We start from the raw sequence: 18,459 nt of genomic DNA, 5'->3' as shown, positions 1-18,459 counted from the left end.
TCGCCAGACAGAAGATCACAGAGGCGGGGCACTCGCAAGGATGTTCAACCCGGTGTTCAACTCCGCGACCCACGACTTCGGCACGGCGCCGCCGGCGTCCTCCTTTTCGCAGCCTTCCTGAAAAACTGCCCCTCCTCGTTGCGCGTCCTCAGTCTTGACCACGACAGCGGATGACAGCGCCGAAACGGACCGCCGTACGTGACGCGCATCACCAACATGCGGCGGGCGGTGCGCTACTATCCGGCGGACTTCACCCCCTTTCCCTCGGGGTTCGGCAGCTCGGACGATAATTCGGAGCAAAAGGGCGATGCAAGGGTTCACAAAGTCCGGAGCGGCGCCATGGAGCGTCCGAATCGACGAAGCACTCAAGACGGTCGGTCTCTCGCCCACGGCGGTCACGCAACTGGTCGCCCCGGAACTGGGCGGCGGACGGGCCTACTTGGTCGGCTCGCTGGCCAGCGGACTGGGCAACCGGTCGAGCGATGTGGACATCCATGTCGTGGACGAGGCCGTCAAGCAGCACAGGGGCCCCAAGCTGAATCATCTCGACGGGGTGCCGGTCGACATCGAGCACTTCCCGGCGAGCACGCCCGCCCAACTGGCGCAGGAGGCAGGGGACATCGCGGTGCTCCGTTTCGCCGCCGGTGACGTGGCGCTGCAGCAGCCACTCGGCCGCAGCGAGCAGCGCCGGGCCGCCCGCTGGCTCCATGCCACAGCACTGGACCCGGCGGCACCCCCGGTGTACGACGCGGCACAGTCCGCGCGCGTGCAGGCGATGCTGGCCCGCGTCGCCTTCGGCCGGCTGGCCGGACTGGCGTGCATGGCGGGCCTCGCCGAACGGGCCGGCCGGTCCGAGGACACACGCCGTCACCTGTGGCGGCAGGCGGGCCGGCAGCTTCTCGAACTGCGCTGCAGACTCGCGGGAGACATGACGACTGGCGACAAGTGGCTGCCCGTAAGGGCCCGGCGGCTGGGCCTGCCCGCCGGCTCGGTCGATGACGAGGACCGCCTGCACGCGGCCCTCGCGCAGGCCGGCCTGCCGGACTTCGACCCGCTCGTCCTGGCCACCGTGCGGCCCGCGCTGGGCAGCAGAGAGGTGACCCTCGCCGGCCGGTCCTGGCTGGTGAACCGGCACGACCGGCTGCTCTCGGATGGAGTGCGCACCGAGGCCCCCGCCGCGGAGGCGGCCGGCGAACTGGGCGCGGCACGGCTGCTCGACGCCTTGGGGCGCGCCGAACTGGACCTGGTTGTGGAAGACGACGCCCTGCGGAAGGTGTTCGAAGCATGGATCACGCAGAAGTGACCCGGGACGGCCTGGACGTCACCTGGGTCACCTCCCACGGGGCCGCGGCGGCCTGGCAGTACGCCCAGTCGGTGCAGGCCGCCCTGGACGACATGGAGGCCGCCCGCCGCGAGGAGGACTGGCCGCTGTGCGTCGAGTCCTGCGCGATGGCGCTGCGGGCGATCCTGCTCTGCCGCCGCCTGGCCCGCGGGCTCGACGGCCCGCTGGACGACATGGAGTTCCAGTACGCGCTGGCCAACAGCGCGGAGCCGGCGGCGGTCGCCCTGCGCGACCTGCCCTGGTCGGCGGACGCGGGCGAGCAGGAGGCCCGTACGGCCATGGCGACGGCCGGGCGACACGACGCCGAGCTCCGCGCCGAGCTGCCCTTCGACGTCCCCGTGACGCGCACACCGGCCGGGTCCCGACAGGCCATGCGCATCTCGGCGACCCTCGTCCAGTGGCGACGCGAACGCTCCCTGCCGGCGGCCCGGTGGCGCCAGGACGGCCTCTGACCCAGAGCAACCGAAGGCGGCGCGCGAAGAACCGGCGGCGGACGTGGAGTACGACGCCGGCCGGTTGCGTATCGCCACCCGCTCGGCCGCGGCGGCCCCGCCTGCTGGGTAACCCGGCGCACCCTATGCTTCCGGCCCCCTTGATGTTGGTGTCAGGGGGCCGGTGTGTTGGTAGCGGGGACAGGATTCGAACCTGCGACCTCTGGGTTATGAGCGCAGCGAGCTACCGAGCTGCTCCACCCCGGGTCGGTCCGCCCTACCCTACGCCGTGCAGAGGACCGGGCCACCGGGGACCCGTCGGGAAGATGTAGGTTCCGGGTCCGCGTTAGCAGTGTCGGTCGATCTCTAGCAGGCGGCTAGCAATCTTCCGGGTCGCGTTAGCAGCACCTGTGGTCGGTGGTGGTCAGTCCCGGGAACTTCTCGGTCATCCGGCCTCTTCGCCCTGGGCGGCTTCCTACGGTCAGCTCATGGTCACCAAGCGTACAAGCGTGAGGGCTGGCAGTCAGGAGTCTGCGACGGCTTCGATCCGGTACGAGGACGACTCGGTACGCAGCGTGGAGTTCAGCCAGCTGCGCCGGGGCAGTTTCGACGGGTCCGTGCCGTGGCGGCAGGTCAGGTCGGCGAAGGGTCACAAGCATCATCCCGGCGAGTACGCGTCGGCGACGACGTGTGGGCTGGTGGTCTACGAGAGCCGTCTGGAGCTGGCTCGGCTGCTGCTGGCGGACTTCGACCCGCAGGTGGTCGGGATATTTGCCCAGCCGTGCCGTCTGCGGGCGCGGGTGGGCGGGGGTGGCGGCTGCATGTGCCGGACTTCCTGCTGGTGCTGGGGGACGGCAACGTGCGCGTAGTCAACGTGAAGCCGGCCGACCGCCTTCTTGGTCCGAAGATCGCGGAGGCCCTGGCCTGGCCCGGGGACCTGGTGGAGGGCCACGGCTGGCAGTACGAGATCTGGTCGGGGGCGGATCCGACGCTGCTGGCCAACGTGCGGTTCCTGGCCGCCTACCGGCGGGCCGGGGTTGTGCCGGACGAGGACATCGCGCGGGCCTGGGAGGCGGTGCAGGACGGGGATCCCCTCACGGTCGCCGAACGGCGTCTGCGGCTGGCCGGCCGGTGGAGGACGTGCGGCCCGCCATCCTCGCACTGGTGTGGTCGGGACGGCTCTCGGTCGACCTGAGCCGCCCGATCGACGGTGACTCGGTGCTGCGGAGGGCGGCATGAGCAACTGGACGGTTCCGTTGCGGGCGGGACTCGCTCTGAGTTTCCAGGGGTGAGCCGTTCATGGTGTCCGAGGTGCGCGGCCGCGAGGTCCTGCTCCAGCAGTCCGGGTTCGGTGGGGTGCGGTGGAGGCTGGTCGACGTGGCCGGCCTGCTGGTGGACCCGACGACCCAGTTGCTGGGCGAGCTGCCGGACGAGGAGGAGTCCACGGCCGTCGCTCTGGGGCTGCTCGACCAGGCCGAGGAGGACGAGGTCACCCAGCGCTTCCAGCACGTTCTGAGTTTCCTCCTCGGAGTCCACGCGGACCTGCCTCCGAGGAACATCCACGCTCGGGACGAGTTCCGCTACCAGGTCTCGCCGCTGATGCGCGCGTTCCTGCTGGAACAGGCGGCCACAAACCTCGCTGCCCACCGGATCGACGAACCCGTGCTCTGGGAGCCCCCACCGAATGGTGCGACTGGACCGACTGGCCTGGGGCTACCTCCGAACGGATTTCCGACAGCGACTTCGACACCTTGATCGCCGGCCGGACCCCGGCCGAGGAGACGGCCGCCGCCCTCGGACTGACCACAGAGCACGTCCGGCGCTACTGCGACGCCACCGGCACCACCCAACCGCCGCCCGCTCCCGCATCCCCCGGTCTCGGCTGGCGCCGGCCGAGACCGGGGGATGCTCGACCCCGGCTTTCTCCGCACCACTCACTCCAGCGGAACTCTCAACCAGAGCCTGATCGCCCGCAGTGCCGGCTGCAGCCTCTCAACCGTCGAAAACGCCCTGGAGAAGCCGGGATCCCCGCCACACCACGCCCCGAACCGCTCAGCCTTCGCATCACCCGTGAGGAACTCGAACAGGCCTACCTCCACCGACGCCTCAGCATCCCCGACATCGCCGAACATTCGGTCTCGACAGGCACCGCCTCAACCTGCTGGCCAAGAAGTGGGGCATCGAGATCCGCCCGAACAGCGCAACCAGCAACCCGTTCGCACTCCTGCCGGACGCACCGGCCCTGTCCGAGTCGATGGCGGCCATCAGCAACGTCCGCAACTGCGTCGAACGCCTCAGACGCCTGGTCCGGCTGCCTGGCCAACGAAACCTCTGCGCGGCCGCCAGAAGCCTCGGAACGCTGCCAGCGACGCTCACGCATCAGCTCCATGCCCTGGAAAAGGCCGCAGGCGTTCAACTGATCGAACGGACCAGCCCCCTCGCAGCCACCCCGGCGGGCGCCGCTCTCATCCACGAAGCAGAGCACCTGCTCAGCCTCCTGGACGCAGCGCGATCTTCCGTCACCTGACCGGCGGCTCGACCATCATCACGACGCGGTCCGCTTCGACGGCGAACGCGCCCAGGACCCAACTTCAGTCATTGTCACGTTTATGAGAGTGGCTGACCTTTTCAACGTAAGGTCGGTGCCGACGTGGGATTGCCGAAGCCCTTGTTCGGGCACCGAGGAGCCGTTGATGCTGGACCAGGGTTTGCAACGCGCCGCGCGCCTGGCTGGTTACGAGACCGTGAGCACTCAGCTCTCCTTGCTGAGCGACCACCGGCTCGGGGAGGTCGTGGCAGCCGCTACCCCGCTCTCGTCAGGCATCGGCGGCAGGTCGGCAGAGCTGGACGTCAACGGAACGCGCGTCTTCGTCAAGCGGATCCCTTTGACGGACATCGAATTGCGCCCGGAGAATGTGCGATCGACGGCGAACGTCTTCGAGCTGCCGATGTTCTACCAGTACGGGGTGGGCTCGGCCGGGTTCGGTGCCTGGCGGGAGCTTGCCGTGCACACCATGACCACGAACTGGGTTCTCGGCGACGAGTACGCGGGGTTCCCGTTGATGTATCACTGGCGGGTTCTTCCTGACTCCCCTCCCGAAGGATTCACCGATGAGTTCGGGGGCCTTGAGGGGGCCGTTGCCCACTGGGAGGGATCACCCGCCGTTCGCAACCGGCTGGAGGCCATCGGCCAGTCCTCGTACAGCCTGGTGGTCTTTCTGGAGCACGTGCCGCACACACTCGCCGGATGGCTGGCTGACCACCGCGAAACTGCCATGCCGGAAGGCGGGGACGGCTCGTCCTTCCGCTGGGTGGAGGAAGCTCTGATGGACGGAGCTGACTTCATGAGTTCTCGCGGACTTGTCCACTTCGATGCACACTTCGCCAACATCCTGACCGACGGCCGTCAGCTCTACTTCGCCGACTTCGGACTTGCCCTGAGCTCCCGCTTCGACCTGACGGCGGATGAGTCCGACTTTCTCGCGGACCACCTCGGCTACGACCGTTGTTACACCGCGAGCCACCTGCTCCAATACCACTTGCTCGACGGCGTGCGCGGTGACACGGAATGCGAAGTCTTCCTGCACGACTGGATCGCGGGCCAGCGACCTGGCGACATCCCACCCGAGATCACGGCCATCATCGACCGGCACGCACGCCCTACCGTCGTCGTGGACTCCTTCTTCCGCCGCCTGATCACCGAGAGCAAGCAGACGCCGTTCCCGTCCGCGGAGATCGAGCGGCAATTGGGCGATTGCGCCACAACCCCGGGCTGACCCACGCCCTCGCCGGCTCCCAGCCCCACCACCACAACTGTCCGGCCGCCACACGCAACAGCGGAATGCCAGGATGTCCGGGTGGTCAGCGCTGAAGAGTGGATTCGCATCCGTCGCGGCCTGCGGTTCGGACAACGATTCCGAGGGACGGTGACGGGCGGTGCCGAGGCCGGGCACGTTCGTCGACATCGGTCTTCCGGTCGGAGGGTTCGCCGATGTTCTGCTTCTGCCAGCGGTCGCAGAACGCTGGCCAGACCAAGGAACCGAGGCCGAATTCGAGGTCTGGTGGGCCGATCAGCGACAGCAAGTCCGACTCAAGCCATTTGACCGCAGTTCCTGCGTGAAGACTTCGCCCACTGGCAGGCGGACTGGCGGCCCGGCTGGCCAGAGGACGTGCCGGTGGACAAGGCGTGGGTCGATGCGGCGGCGACGTATCTACGGGGAACTGGCGTGATCGAGGAGACACTGCGCTCAGCAGGCTGGCGGCCCGGACGTCACGTCTCGATCGACCACTGGCGCAAGACGCTCGAGAAGACCGGCCTGGTCCGCATGCACGATGCCGCTGAAGCCTTCTTGGCGGAGTTCGGTGGCCTGGACGTCCAGATCAGCGGCCCCGGGATCACCTGCGCCAAGACCCCCTTCAACTTCGACCCGGACAACCTGATCGGCGAGGAAGACCGCTTCGCCGACTGGAGTCACACCATCGGGAGCGCCATCTTCCCCCTCGGCGAACTCGATGAGGGCAGATTCTTCCTCGGCATCGACGAGAACAGCGAGATCTACCTGGTTGAGACCTGGCTGGCTACGTTCGGCGATGCCGAGGACGCGCTGGAGAAGCTCATCCTGGGCATCGCCCCGGGGCGGATCGAGGCTGCCGACTGAACAGCCCCAGCCGGACCGGGTTCCACTCCGACGATGCTTCCCGGCGGGCCACGCGATTGCTAAAGATCAGCCGATCGGAACATTGCTAACGCGACGCGGAATCCGCAGTCTCAGCAGGACCTCCTGCCAACGAAGCGGCCGAACCTACAGAAGAGGTGCGCGTGAGTCGGCTGCAGCGGGCTGGAACCTCTCGGTGGCACCGGAGGCCGGTGTACGCGGCGGGCCCGTGGGCTGCACCCCTGCGTGCGCAGCGTCTCGCGCATGTTCCGTTGCCGTGCACGGGGCCGGGGGTGCAGTGCCGCTGGGTGGCGCGTAGCACAGTGTTACTACCGTGACGCTCGATTCTCACTGGCCGTCGAAGCCTCCGCGTCGGCCTGCCTGGCGCGTCGCTGCGCGCGTACGCCAGTGCCTGTCCTGTCCGGGGCCGACCAGTCCGGCTCGTCCCCAGGGTCCTTCGTCGCCACCTTGGTCACCTTCAACCCGGCGGCCCGGCCCCGGGTGTGCTGACTCGTATCGCACGTCAGCAACCGAACGTCACGGCCGGCCAGGCCCTGGATGGCCACCGTACGGTCGATGATCTCGATATCGGGGCGCTCTAGGCGCACGTGTCCAGGAGGATCGAGGACGATCTCCACGTTGACCCTGCCGCGGGTCTCGCCGTCCTGAACGGCGTGCTCCCCCTCGTGAAGGACTCCGTGGGTGTCGCCGTTGAGGACCCCGTCGAGGAGACCGAGCGTGTGGGCGGCGCGCCAGCGGGCCCGCTGCTTGCTGGCGTCCTTGAGGTCGTCCAGCTCGTCGACCACCACGATCGGAAACAGCAGGCGTACGAACTGATAGCGCGGCACGCCGAGCACCTCGTGCAGGCTGACGTCGGCAAGCTTCACCTCGTTCTGGATGTAGAAGCTGGAGTCGGCTACGACGAACACCTCCCGTTGGCTCCAACGGCGTATCTGCGTATCCAGCGCGGCCACGGCTGCCTCGAACGCCTCGATGCGTTCCGCGACCTCAAGTTGGACCAGGCCGTTCACGAGGCGCTGCTGGTCGGTACCGGCGAGGGTGCCGCAGCTGCCCAGCAGCATCCGGTAGCGATCGGTGAACACGAGCTGGTCAAGGTCCCGGCCGCTGATCTGGGAACGCAGTATCCGCGCGGACTCCGTGGCCCACTCCAGATACGTCAGCAGCCCCTCGAAGGCGCTGCCGTACGGCCGCTGCAGGTTCATTGCCGTGGTGTGTACGCCGCTGAGTACCTGCCGGATGTTCTTCCGGTCTGCACCGGGGCGCGGTGTGATGAGCATGCGGCGATCCTGCCAGCGCGACCCGCTGGCGCGCCTCGGCTTTCCGACGCTACGGCCCTGCGACAGCATGACCGCGGCCGGGAACGGAACGCGTGGGCGGTCTCGCCTCCGGCCTGGCTCGGGAGGTCGGCCAAGGTCGGCTGGGTGGGCGCGCTGGGGTCTGGCTGCGGAGCGCCGGCGGCGTCTCCATCGGGGCACCCGGTTCGACGTGCGGCAGGCTTCCAGGCGGGAGCGGTGCCGTCCGGTACCCCTGAGGCCCTGGCCTGGATGGACCACCGTCCATCAGCAGTCCGCGCAGGCCCCCGCTTTTGCCCGCAGGCCCTTGGGCGGCACCGAACCCAACGAAGTCCTGCCAGGCTCTGCCTCGGCGTGACCCAAGCGTTGCCCCGGCCGGGAGAGCACGCCGCTAACAATGCGCATGGAGCTATCGTTATTAGCATCATGTTGCTGCGTTTGGACAAGAGGGACACTCGGCCCCTGCACGAGCAGGTGGCGGGCGCGATCCGTCGCGCCATTACCGAGGGCGAATGCCGGCCAGGGGACCGCCTGCCGTCGGCACGCGACCTCTCGCAGGCGCTCGACGTCAACGTCAACACGGTCCTGCGTGGCCTGCGCGGTCTTCGGGACGATGGGCTGCTGGAGTTCCGCAGAGGCCGTGGGGTGACTGTCGCTGACGGCGCTGACCAACGGTCTGGGTTGCTGGAGCGAGTACACGCCTTGGTGGGCGACGCCGCCCGGCTGGGTTACAGCAGGACCGAACTCATCGAGATGATCAGGGGGATACCGTGAACAACCGCACACGGTCCGGCCGCGGGGCGCGCTGGAGCGGGATCGCGTGGGCCGTGGGTATCGCTGCTTTGATCGCAGCACTGCCGTGGGCCGCGAGCGGACGGCTGCCGGATCGGCTGGCCACTCATTGGGTATTCGGGGACGGCACACCCGACGACTCGATGCCGCTTTGGGCAGCGTCTGTCTTCCCTGGCCTCATCTGGCTCTTCCTGGCGGCCGTCGTGCTGGCGATGCTGTGGCGGGGCGCGGACGCCGCCCGTGTGCAAGGAGAAACATGGGCAGCGACCTCGCTGCTGCCCGGAGGCGTCCTGCTGGCCGGCGCGCAGGCAGCCGTCGTCCGCGCGAACCTCGACCGCGCGGACTGGCACGACGCGCGCCAGCCCACCCCGTGGCTCGTGGTCACCCTGGTGGCGACGTTGGCCGGCGGCTTCGCCGGATGGTTGGTGAGCCGCCGCCGACGGCAGGCAGCTGCTCCCGCGGTGCAGGAACGCCGGGAGGGGCCGGTTCTGCAGATACCCGAAGGACAGCGCATGGTATGGCTTTCTCGGACGACCAATCCCTGGCTCCAAGCGCTGGCCGCGGTGACGGGCCTCGTGGCCGTGGCAGCGATCATCGCTCTCGTCAGCGGCCTGACCGAACCGGGGCCGTTCTGGGCGCTGTTCACCCCCTTCGCGTTCGCCTCCCTCGCAGTGGCCGGGTGCGCGGCGGTCCAGGTTTGCGTCTCCGAGAGGGGTCTGGAGGTGGCGTTCGGACCGTTCGGCTGGCCTGTGCGCCGCTGGGACGCGACGGAGATCGAGTCGGTCCGCACCGAGGACCGCACCCCTGCACAGGTGGGCGGCTGGGGGTACCGGCTAAGCGGCCTGGGCACCACGGTCATGCTTCGCAGCGGGCAATGCCTGGTCATCCGCGTGAGGGGCAAGGGCAAGGAATTCGCCGTCAGCATCGACGACGCTGAGCGAGGCGCTGCTTTGCTGAACGCGCTGAGTACGCCTCAATCGGCCTGAATAGGATGCCCTTCGGGTGCGCTCACCTGATGAGTCGACTCGATCTCGCGGACCTGATCGGACTGGACACCGTCGCCTCGATCGCCGAATCGCTTCACGAAGAGCTCCGGGAGCTGCTTCACGCGCCTCCACGCGGTTCCAGCCGATGGTGGGTCCGGAGTCCTCTGCCGTAAGGCCGGCAGCAGAGGGACCCACGGCTACGAGCGGATCTGAAAGCTTGGTACGGCGCCGGGCTGAAGGTCCCCGGCCTCCGCAAGGGGTGGGGTCCCCGGACGGCAGGGCAGGTGTAGGACGAGAAGCGCGTGTGCGGCGGGCTTCCCGTCCTGTGGCCTGTGCGGTGCGAATCGGTCGGCCTCACCGTCCAGATGGTGGACGTCCTGCTCCCTTATCCGGCGGTGGTTCCGTAGGCTGGCGGGTGCAGCTGGTTCGCCCCGTCCGCCGGGCGGGATGCGTCGTAAGAGGGAACCCGGTGGAAATCCGGGACTGCCCCGCAGCGGTGAGCGGGAACGACCGCCGTCATACGCACTGGGCCCGGGAGGGTCTGGGAAGCGACGGCAAGTAGGCCAGGCGTTGGAATCTGCTTCTCGGGCGCCCTCTGGCCCTGCCGGATGTCGACTAGAACGCGGCCACCGGCGATTCAGGGCGCCGGCTCCCGGTGACGGCGCAGTAGCGCTGCCAACGCACAGCGCAGGCAGGAACCAGGGGTGTCCGCCTGAGTGGACGGAGCGCGGGGACAGGGCGTCGACGGGGTGGGGACCCGCCCGGTGCAGTCCTCCCCCTGTGAGGCGACCAGTGCCTCGAGTTCGAGGAGCAGTTGTTCGGCGGGTCTGGCCTGCTGGGCGAGGACCCGTGCCCGGGCGCTCTGGCCGCCGATCTGCCGTCGGCTGGCGATGAGTTGGCCGTATTCCAGGGTGGGGGCGACCGCCTCACGGCCGGCGAGAGCGATGTGGCGCGGCTGCGGGGTTCTGGCCACTCGGTTCCTCCGCTCATCGGCGGGTGGTCCGTGTCGGGTCGGGCTGATCTGTCGGGCCGTACTCGCTCTCGCGTCGGACTCGGCGTCCGGAACACCAGAAGGGGCCCTCTGTTGTCCGGAAGGAATCAGCGCGCGGCCGGAACCGCGCGGCCGCTCGCGGCCGTTGCCGGCTTGGGGTTCAGCAGACGTTCCGCCAGTTCACCGAAGAGCAGGCCGAAGCCGGCCCACAGTGCGGACTGGATGGCCAGTGCGGACACCCGGAACCGCCACAGCAGGGCGGCCGGAAAGTCCTTCGGCACCTCGTTGGTGACGGGCAGGAACGCGTAGGCCAGACCGATGACGGCGGCGAAGGCGGCCACCGCGACGACCGTTGCCCACCAATTGCCCACGCTGGGCGCCAGGCGCTTGCCCAGGATGGTGGCGGTGACCGCGAGGAGGACGCTGAGCAGCATCATCAGGAAGTACAACGTGGTCCGCTTGCCGACGGTGTCGGGGTCGCCGACCGACGGCAGGTTCGCCGGGTACTTCAGGAACGGCACGACGTAGACGGTGAGCAGGGCGCAGCCGGACAACAGCAGCGCGGTCGCCCGCGGGCTGAAGCGGCCCACGCGGCCCCGGGCGAAGCAGTACGCGAGCGCTGCGATGCCGCCGAACGCGACCCCGTAGACGAGGACGCCGGTGGCGAGGCCAGCGGTGGACTGCAGGGAGCGGGAGACTACTTCCATCTCATGCTCGTGGGCGTGGGCGTCCTCGAAGGCGATCGCCTTGTCGACGCTCGGCTCACCGAGGAGGTAGGCGACGACGAGGGCGAGCAGCCGGCGGCCAGGCCGGCGAGCAAGCCTCGCACGAGGAGGTTTCTTACCGTTGCGGAGTTCATGGGTGTGCGGCGTCCCTCGCGCTCGCGTCAGTGGCAGGAGAAGCCGAGCAGGCGGCGGGCGTCGTGCACCCACTCGTGGACGTCGGTGCCGTTGAACACGGAGGTGGCGCCCTGCTCGGCGCCGACGAAGTAGAGCAGGATCAGCATCAGGATGCCGAAGAAGACCGCCCAGGGAGCTATCGCCTTCAGCGGCAGCTTGACGGGGATGGCGGGAGTGGTTGCTGTCGGCTGGGCGACGGTCTGCGCCATGGCAGAACCTCCTCTGGGATTTCGCGTCCCATCTCTGTGGTGCACAGAACGACGGCCACGGGTCTGACTCACGCAACGCCCCAAGAGGGGGCCCGCATACTCTCTCGCCCGCGAAGCAGACAGAGCGGCCGTAGGTGGAGCTCAAGAGGGGCCGCTGGTCCGCGGCTTCGACGACGACACACCCCGAGCATGCCACCGAATTTCTCAAGATCACCTGCTGAGAAAGCGACGGCCCTGATGTGCAGGGGCAGGTGCTGCTCGCGGTGGGACTCGTCTCCCTCCGTCCGGGTGATTTCTCGTGGGCGCGGACAGGGCATTCGTCTCCGCAGCCTCATCGGTCTTCCCGGTGTTACGACAGGCCGGACAGGTCTTTTATACAGGTAAGCGGGAACATGTGGTTACAGTCGGGCAGGGACTCGCCGGGTGTGCCGGCAGGCGGAATCGGGCGCAATGTCACTTGTTGTCCTGCTAGCTTGTGTCTGTGGACGTCGAGATCATCTGTTTCTATGTGGGAGCTGGCGACTGCACCCTTCTGTGTTTTCGTGACGACAGCGGCAAGATCAAGCACACCGTTCTGATGGACTGTGGTTCCAATGGTCAGTCACGCGCGACGCACAGGAACGATCTGCCGGGGCAGGAGCGGCGCGCCCAGGCATATTTGCGGGAGCGTGCCGGTGCTTATCTGAAGGAGAACAACGGCGTCCTCGATTACCTGCTGATCAGTCACCCTGACAAGGATCATTACAACTGGCTGCATGCCGTTCTGTGCCACGACGGGACCAGGGAACTCCAATACACAGTCAATAACCTCTGGTACTCCTGTGATCGGAACGACTACCGGAACCAGAACTACGGCTTTATCTCTGATCTGCTGGATGAGGTGTCGCCGTCAGACAACAAGACGACTTGCAAACAGCTCGGCCATGTGAAGCACGGACTCCAGGCTACAGCCCGCCGTATATTCCATCCCGTGAAGAAGCTCCCTCTCTTCGCGGGCTTCGGCGACGATGCCGCCAATGTCTTCGTCGCCGCCGCCCAGCAGATGGGCCCGTTGCCGGACAGTCCCTATCACCGGGAGGACATCTGGCTGTCGCTGCCCGGCGGCGGATCGGCTGGGCGAAAGGTGAAGAACTACCCGTACCCAGGGAAGGAATTCACCAAAAACCTGAAATCCTGGGACATCGAGAAGCGCGTTACGGAGCTGCGGAAGACGATCTCGCAGAAGCTGGCGGGGGCGGAGAAGGACGCTCGGGTGGAGGCCGAAGCCCACCGGCTGACCTTCGACGAGATGGAGACCACGGAGCCGGAGAAGAAGATCGCGGAGGTCAGCCGGTACATCGGCCGGGCCGAGAGCGACGGGGGGACCGGCACGGTGAAGGTAAGCAGCACGGAAGTCCCCCGGTGGGTACTCGCCAAGAAAGTCGTCGAGGGGCCGGACTTGCTACCCCCGTGGAATCGCTGGGTGCGTGACGAAGCGCGGCGGCAGCTCGGGGTCGAGTACCGGAAGAAGCCGGGCGGAGAGGCGAAGTTCCAGGCTCACAAGGCAAAACTGGCGCCCAAGGACTTCTTTCTGGGTAAGCGGGAGTACGAGGATATTTTGCTCTCGACGGCTGTCAAGCAATGCGTCGAGGAGGCCATCAAAAAAGCCCCGAACACTGCGCAGGAGGCAGAGATCGGGAAGATTAAGGCACTGCTGGAGAAGGAGCTGAAAGACTACAACGACTGGGTCAAGGCTTACAACAGCTCCAGCCCTCCCCCGCCCGAAAAGCTCCCCGAGCGGAACTGGGACGAGGCAAAAAAGAAGGATGTCGCCAAGGAGCGACTCTTCCGGTGGGGCATCGAGAACGAGATCCTCGCATGGCAGATGCAGGAGAGCGCCAAGGAGGAGTGGGCGAACCTGCACAGCATGGTTATCGTGGTGAAAGGTCCGAAGGATGGTGCGGGCAAGCGCCAGCAGGCGTGGATCATGGGAGATGCCTACATGCTGAACGAGGATCTGCTACGACTCCAGTACAAGGACAGCTCCTTCTTTTCCGATGCCTCGCTGCGCTGGCTGAGATGTGGTCATCACGGCAGCGAGACGTCTACGTCCGACGAATGGGTCAACTTCCTGAAACCGGCCGGGATCTTCGTCAGCGCGGGTATGCGCAAGACGTTTCGGCACCCATGGTCGGTACACTGGCAGAAGGTCGGCCAGGCATGGGACCTGACGAAGCCCGCGGACTACGATCCACCGGACCGGCCGCCCGGGGTTCGCGGTCCTGTCGACCCCCTGAAGCCGCCGAATCCGCACCATTACGTGGTCTTCGCGCCTAAGGACGGAGAGCCCCGCCTGGAATGGCGGGAAACCCGGCGGGCGCTGGGCACCACCCTGTATCCGCATACCAGCGACACCGACACCGCCGGCATCACCCAGCCGCCCAAGAAGGGCGCTGTTGTGCCCGCCGTCGAACCTACGGTGAGCACACCCCGCTTCGTCGAATGGCACCTGCGGTTCCACAAGAACGGCCAATTCGAGCTGTGGTTCCAGTAGGAGACGGACGATGCCGCTTTCCGTGACCACCTTGCGCACGATGCTTTCCCCGAAGGTTCTGGAGCACCGCAAGGGCCTTGTCCTGGACCACACCGCCCTGCAACTCCCCGCCGCACAGCAGCTCTTCCGTGACTGGTGCACGGACGGACAACTGCGGCTCACCAACGTCGTCACCGACCTCACGGGCCTCCAGGCAGGCGGCACGATCACTCTCAAGGGGCGGACGGCACGCCCCGCGAAGGTCGCCTTCCTCACCGACCAGAGCGAGCAGGTCGTCGGCTTCCGCGTCGCCGTCCACCTCCCGCTCGACCAGGCCGAGACTTGGCTTCCGGCCGACCTCAAAGCCGCCCTGACATTGCTGCGGACCACCGGGCTCGTCGGCGGGGTCCGGCTGCTGTTCGGCGTCGACTCGCCCGGGCAGGGCAGTCCGCCCGTGCCCGGCACGGGCCTTGCGATCGAACTGGCGGTCCCGGGCGTCTCGCCCGCCCCGGTGCTCTTGGGCCAGAACCCCGTGAGCGGCGGTATCTGGGCCCTCAGCGGTGACTTCGTGCCGGTGCGGCTGCCGCTGGACAAGGTCAAGGGCTTGGTCGGCGGCGCAGTGCTGGAGCTGCCGGCCGCCCTGGGCGGTGCCGACCTGTGGCTCGACGGCGCAGCCCTCACCTTCGACCCGGGCCGCAATCTTTTCCAGTCCTTCTGGCTGAGCCTGTCGGTGCGGAAGAGCTGGGAACTCGTCCCCGGTGTGCTCACCTTGCACAACGTCCGGGCCGAGTTCGGCGTGGCGGCCTCGGTACGGGATGCCAAGCTCTCGGCGTCGTCCCGGGTCCAGGCGCTCGTCTCCGGCGTGCTGGACGTGCAGGGGATCACGATCGGTGCTGAACTGCGCCGTGCGGGCCCCCGGTACGAGCTGTCCGCGGCACTCGAACAGCCCGTCTCCATCGGGAAGATGCTGGCCAAGCTGTTCCCAGGAGAAACTCCCCCCAACCTCCCCGCCACGGCGCAGGCATGCGCTCTTCACGGCAGCTTCGGCGGGGGCACCCCGTCCTACTCGGCCGGGGTGGCATTCGCCGACTGGCAGATCACCGACTGGCTGAAGCTCTCCCACGTGGAACTCTCCGTCGAGAAGGCCGGGGCCTCTGTCTCCGCCTCCCTCGACGCCGACTGGACGGTCGGCGGCGTCACTGTCGCCGTGCACGGCGAGTGGACGAAGTCCGAGGACTGGTGGTTCACCGCGCACCTTCAGCCCGCCGCCCGCGAGAAGGCGCTCTCCGGCTTCGGGCTCTCCCTCCCCGACAGCCTCGGTGGTCTGACGCTGAGCTACCTCGGTGCCGGGGTGACCAAGAGGAAGGACGCAGGCGAGGCCCAGCTCACCGTCCAGGGCGCCATCCCGGGACTCAAGCTCGCCTTCGGCATCCACGCCACCGTGAACAAGACGCTACGGACGGAGGGCGGTAGGCTTGCCAGTGCAGCCTTCCAGCTCGCGGGTCAGGCCACCCTGCGGGTCGGCAAACGCCTCGTCAAGCTCACCGTCACCGGCACGGGTGACCGGTTCGACGGCACCTGGACGGGGACTCCCGGGATCGGTGCCGCCGACCTTCTGACGGCGCTCGGCGTCTCCGCCTCCGAGCTGCCCACCGCTCTCCTGCTGACCCTGACCAGCCTGGCCGTCAGTCATGGCAAGGACGGCAGGTGGCTCGTCACGGCCGGTACGGCCCAGGGCCACGCGCTCACCCTCGTCGGCGGCAAGGGCTGGTGGTTCGCGCAGGTCCGGATTGCGTGCGCGGCCCGGCTCTCCAGCCTGGAGCTGCTGCGCGGCCAGCTCCCTGCGGGCCAGGACCTCGGTGTCGGAACGCCCACCCTCCGCTGGGCGAGGACGAAGGTTTCCGGTACGAAGATCAGCGCCTGGCGCACCTGGTACGGCACGGCGCAGGCCGACGCGCTGGGCATCATCGAAGGCGAAGTGCCGGCCGGTTTCGGCGGAGCCGTCCGGCTCCTCGTCGGCGCGCAGTGGCAGGACCTCCCGCTCCGTGCCGGAAGCGGCCCCAAGGCCCTGACGGCAGGGCCTGCCGCCCCGGGCGCGGGCGCCCCGGTGCCCACCGCTCCCGGCGCGGGCGCCGAACTGAGCGCCGAACTGCGGCTGGACCGGTCCGTCGGGCCGCTCCGGGTGCGCGGCGTGGAGATCCGGCTGAGGGCCGAGGCGGTGACGGTCGGCGTCCAGGCGACGCTCACCATCGCGGGAGTGGAACTGCAGGCCGAGGGACTCGGCGTCAGCGTCGGACTCGCCGCCCCGCACACAGTCCGGCCCGTGCTGCGCGGGCTGCTGCTCGCCGTCCGGGCAGGGGCCGCCGAGGTGGCCGGAGCCCTGCTGTACTCCAAACCGCCCCCCGCCTCCGGTTTCACCGACCAGTTCGACGGGATGCTGCTGCTGCGGCTGCCCACCGTGTCGGGCGGACTGCTGGGGCAGCTCGCCTACCGGACCGGGGGCGGAGCCTGGTCGTTCAGCGTCTTCGGCGAGCTGGCGGCCGAGGGCGGCGGGGGCTTCGGGCCGCCGCCGTTCCGGGTCACCGGCGCGATGCTCGGTGGCGGGTACAACGCGACCGTGCGGATTCCGGGCCCGGACGAGGTCGACACTTTTCCCCTGGTCGCCGGCCTGGGCGGTGCGGCTCTCCGCGACAAGTCGCCCGCCGAGATGGCCAAGGAGCTGAGCGGTGCGGGCTGGCTGTCCCCCAAGCTGGGCCGGAACTGGGTCGCCGTGGGTATTCAGTTCACCTCCTTCGAGTTCCTCTCGGGCCGTGCGCTGGCCCTCATCGAATTCGGCGACGATCTGACGGTCGGGCTGTTCGCGCTGGTGCGGGCCTCCTTCCCCACCCGCAGAAAAGCGGACGGCCCGGTCTACGCACAGGCTGAGGTCGGCATCCGCGCTCTGTATCAGCGCGGTCTCGGGCTGCTGTCGTTCACCGCGCTGCTCACCGAGAACTCGTATGTCTTCGACCCGTCCTTCAAACTGACGGGCGGCCTCGCCATGTACGTCTGGAGCCCGCCCGAACCCGGCAAGGGACCGGACCGCAGCGGCGACTTCGTCATCACCCTCGGCGGCTACCACCCCCTGTACGAGGTGCCCGGTCACTACCCGCGGGTGCCGCGGCTCAAGGCGAGCTGGGCGATCTCCCGGGCCGTCGCGATCTCCGCCTCCGCCTACCTCGCGATCACCCCGGGCGCGCTGATGCTCGGGGCCAGGGCATCGGTCACCTTCGACGGCGGGTGGGTGCGCGCCTGGTTCGCCGCCTCCTTCGACGGCTACCTCCAGTGGACCAACCCGCCACGCTATGACTTCCACATCGGCGTCCGCGTCGGCTTCGAGGCCAACGTCTCCGTCGGCCCGATCCACTTCACCGTGCGCGCCGAGGTGTCGGCCGACTGCTACGTGTGGGGGGAGCCGTTCGGCGGCACGGCCACGGTCCGCGCCGGACCGGTGTCGTTCACCGTGCCGTTCGGCTCGTCGGGAGCCGACGACCGCAAGGTGACCTGGGCCGACTTCCAGCGTCAGCTTCCGCCGCCGGTGAAGGCGACCGTCGTCTCCGGGCTGCTCCCTGCACGTCCGAAGCAGGGCTCCGGGACCCAGCCGTGGACGGTGGCGGGAGACGGCTTCTCGTTCACCGTTCACGGCACCGCACCGGCGACCCGCCTGCTGCTGGGGCTGCCCAACGGCGCAGCAGACGAGGTCGGGTCCACACCGGAGAAGGTCACCATCCGCCCTCTGAAGGAGACCGCGGTCACCTCCGAGTTCAAGGTGACCCTCACCAGGGGCGGCACCCCCCTGAAGATGCGGGAGGACGGCTGGACCGTCATCGCCGAGACCGGCAGCGTGCCCGAGGCGTTGTGGGGCAAGCCGGGCGAGACCTCCGGGCACCTGCTCACCGGTCGCCTCACCGGCCTCCGCCTGACCGCGCCCTCCCGTGACGCGGGCCGCAGCCCCGGCGTCATCACCCCGGCCGCCCTCCACCACGAGACCGTGGCGAACACCAGGAAACTGCCGTTCGTCGCAGGCGTCCACGGTCCGCGTCCTGTCCGGGCGGCGGACGCCGTAGGCAAGGTCGCTGCCATCGGCGCAGCCCCCGCTGTGGCGGCCCGCGGCGCGCTGCTGGACGCGTTGCGGAAGGCGGGCGCCGAAGCAATGACCCGGGACGAGGGGCAACCCCTCACCGAACCGCCGGTCCCGCTGGTCAACAACCGGCTGGCCCGTTACGTCCGGGACGTCGAGTCCGCCTTCACCGACGCGCCGCTGACCGCGGCGGAGAGCTGATCCAGACC

16 protein-coding genes, 1 tRNA gene, 1 pseudogene and 1 riboswitch are annotated in these 18,459 nt (G+C 68.5%); of the genes and pseudogenes, 12 read left to right on the top strand and 6 right to left on the bottom strand.

The annotated features are described in order from the left end of the window. Nucleotides 1-307 precede the first annotated feature (307 nt). Nucleotides 308-1,303: a nucleotidyltransferase family protein gene (locus tag ACZ63H_RS23000; RefSeq protein WP_469867817.1), complete on the top strand. Its 996-nt coding sequence runs from the start codon at nucleotides 308-310 to the stop codon at nucleotides 1,301-1,303. Beyond that, on the top strand, nucleotides 1,285-1,794 hold the full coding sequence (locus tag ACZ63H_RS22995; protein ID WP_469867815.1) for a hypothetical protein: 510 nt from the start codon (nucleotides 1,285-1,287) through the stop codon (nucleotides 1,792-1,794). Before ACZ63H_RS23000 ends, ACZ63H_RS22995 begins: the two co-directional genes overlap by 19 nt. Nucleotides 1,795-1,963: 169 nt before the next feature. On the opposite strand, the gene ACZ63H_RS22990 is transcribed toward ACZ63H_RS22995, so the two are convergent. Then, nucleotides 1,964-2,039: transfer RNA gene (locus tag ACZ63H_RS22990), tRNA-Met, on the bottom strand. Between the two features lie 243 nt (nucleotides 2,040-2,282). Here ACZ63H_RS22990 and ACZ63H_RS22985 point away from each other — a divergent pair. The 3 genes from ACZ63H_RS22985 to ACZ63H_RS22975 all read left to right on the top strand — a co-directional run bounded on the left by ACZ63H_RS22985 (nucleotide 2,283) and on the right by ACZ63H_RS22975 (nucleotide 3,528). Further along, nucleotides 2,283-2,642, top strand: coding sequence for a hypothetical protein (locus ACZ63H_RS22985; RefSeq protein WP_469867813.1), 360 nt, complete (start codon nucleotides 2,283-2,285; stop codon nucleotides 2,640-2,642). Further along, nucleotides 2,633-2,968 carry a hypothetical protein gene (locus ACZ63H_RS22980; protein ID WP_469867811.1) on the top strand — a complete coding sequence of 112 codons (336 nt, stop codon included), beginning with the start codon at nucleotides 2,633-2,635 and terminating at the stop codon, nucleotides 2,966-2,968. The genes ACZ63H_RS22985 and ACZ63H_RS22980 overlap by 10 nt, the downstream gene beginning before the upstream one ends. Before the next feature lie 104 nt (nucleotides 2,969-3,072). Next, entirely contained in the window at nucleotides 3,073-3,528 is a 456-nt protein-coding gene (locus tag ACZ63H_RS22975; protein WP_469867810.1) for a hypothetical protein, read from the top strand. A 179-nt stretch (nucleotides 3,529-3,707) separates the two neighbouring features. Here ACZ63H_RS22975 and ACZ63H_RS22970 read toward each other — a convergent pair whose 3' ends face one another. Further along, nucleotides 3,708-3,905: a hypothetical protein gene (locus tag ACZ63H_RS22970; protein ID WP_469867808.1), complete on the bottom strand. Its 198-nt coding sequence runs from the start codon at nucleotides 3,903-3,905 to the stop codon at nucleotides 3,708-3,710. A gap of 122 nt (nucleotides 3,906-4,027) precedes the next feature. Between ACZ63H_RS22970 and ACZ63H_RS22965 the strand changes: the two genes are divergently transcribed. The 3 genes from ACZ63H_RS22965 (at nucleotide 4,028) to ACZ63H_RS22955 (ending at nucleotide 6,431) form a co-directional block, all read left to right on the top strand. Beyond that, entirely contained in the window at nucleotides 4,028-4,300 is a 273-nt protein-coding gene (locus tag ACZ63H_RS22965) for a LysR family transcriptional regulator (RefSeq protein ID WP_469867806.1), read from the top strand. Between the two features lie 166 nt (nucleotides 4,301-4,466). Further along, complete coding sequence (locus tag ACZ63H_RS22960; RefSeq protein WP_469867804.1) at nucleotides 4,467-5,549, top strand: protein kinase family protein; 1,083 nt, start codon at nucleotides 4,467-4,469, stop codon at nucleotides 5,547-5,549. A gap of 399 nt (nucleotides 5,550-5,948) precedes the next feature. After that, the gene (locus ACZ63H_RS22955) at nucleotides 5,949-6,431 is read left to right on the top strand and encodes an SUKH-3 domain-containing protein (RefSeq protein WP_469867802.1); all 483 of its coding nucleotides are present in this window, start codon (nucleotides 5,949-5,951) and stop codon (nucleotides 6,429-6,431) included. 326 nt (nucleotides 6,432-6,757) lie between these two features. On the opposite strand, the gene ACZ63H_RS22950 is transcribed toward ACZ63H_RS22955, so the two are convergent. Then, on the bottom strand, nucleotides 6,758-7,726 hold the full coding sequence (locus ACZ63H_RS22950) for a PIN domain-containing protein (protein WP_469867800.1): 969 nt from the start codon (nucleotides 7,724-7,726) through the stop codon (nucleotides 6,758-6,760). Nucleotides 7,727-8,167: 441 nt separating this feature from the next. Between ACZ63H_RS22950 and ACZ63H_RS22945 the strand changes: the two genes are divergently transcribed. Together ACZ63H_RS22945 and ACZ63H_RS22940 are read left to right on the top strand one after the other, a co-directional pair. Next, complete coding sequence (locus tag ACZ63H_RS22945; RefSeq protein WP_469867798.1) at nucleotides 8,168-8,515, top strand: GntR family transcriptional regulator; 348 nt, start codon at nucleotides 8,168-8,170, stop codon at nucleotides 8,513-8,515. Continuing rightward, nucleotides 8,512-9,519, top strand: a complete 1,008-nt coding sequence (locus ACZ63H_RS22940; protein ID WP_469867796.1) for a DUF1648 domain-containing protein — start codon at nucleotides 8,512-8,514, stop codon at nucleotides 9,517-9,519. Before ACZ63H_RS22945 ends, ACZ63H_RS22940 begins: the two co-directional genes overlap by 4 nt. Nucleotides 9,520-9,939: 420 nt before the next feature. Continuing rightward, nucleotides 9,940-10,116: riboswitch (cobalamin riboswitch) on the top strand. A gap of 40 nt (nucleotides 10,117-10,156) precedes the next feature. Here the strand turns inward: ACZ63H_RS22940 and ACZ63H_RS22935 are convergent. The 3 genes and pseudogenes from ACZ63H_RS22935 to ACZ63H_RS22925 form a co-directional block, all read right to left on the bottom strand. Then, on the bottom strand, nucleotides 10,157-10,492 hold the full coding sequence (locus tag ACZ63H_RS22935; RefSeq protein ID WP_469867794.1) for a hypothetical protein: 336 nt from the start codon (nucleotides 10,490-10,492) through the stop codon (nucleotides 10,157-10,159). Between the two features lie 125 nt (nucleotides 10,493-10,617). Further along, a pseudogene (locus ACZ63H_RS22930) lies at nucleotides 10,618-11,369 on the bottom strand (CbtA family protein). A gap of 27 nt (nucleotides 11,370-11,396) precedes the next feature. After that, nucleotides 11,397-11,618 carry a CbtB domain-containing protein gene (locus ACZ63H_RS22925; protein ID WP_469867792.1) on the bottom strand — a complete coding sequence of 74 codons (222 nt, stop codon included), beginning with the start codon at nucleotides 11,616-11,618 and terminating at the stop codon, nucleotides 11,397-11,399. A gap of 481 nt (nucleotides 11,619-12,099) precedes the next feature. Here ACZ63H_RS22925 and ACZ63H_RS22920 point away from each other — a divergent pair, with 481 nt between their 5' ends. Both ACZ63H_RS22920 and ACZ63H_RS22915 read left to right on the top strand, forming a co-directional pair. Then, a complete protein-coding gene (locus tag ACZ63H_RS22920; protein WP_469867790.1) occupies nucleotides 12,100-14,151 on the top strand; it encodes a ComEC/Rec2 family competence protein in 2,052 nt (683 codons plus the stop codon). Nucleotides 14,152-14,191: 40 nt separating this feature from the next. After that, on the top strand, nucleotides 14,192-18,451 hold the full coding sequence (locus ACZ63H_RS22915; protein ID WP_469867788.1) for a DUF6603 domain-containing protein: 4,260 nt from the start codon (nucleotides 14,192-14,194) through the stop codon (nucleotides 18,449-18,451). Nucleotides 18,452-18,459 lie beyond the last annotated feature (8 nt).

It is taken from the genome of Streptomyces sp. NPDC104831 (genome assembly GCF_055583025.1).
Note: the sequence above shows the minus strand (reverse complement) of the source record. Positions and strands in the feature narration are given on the sequence as shown.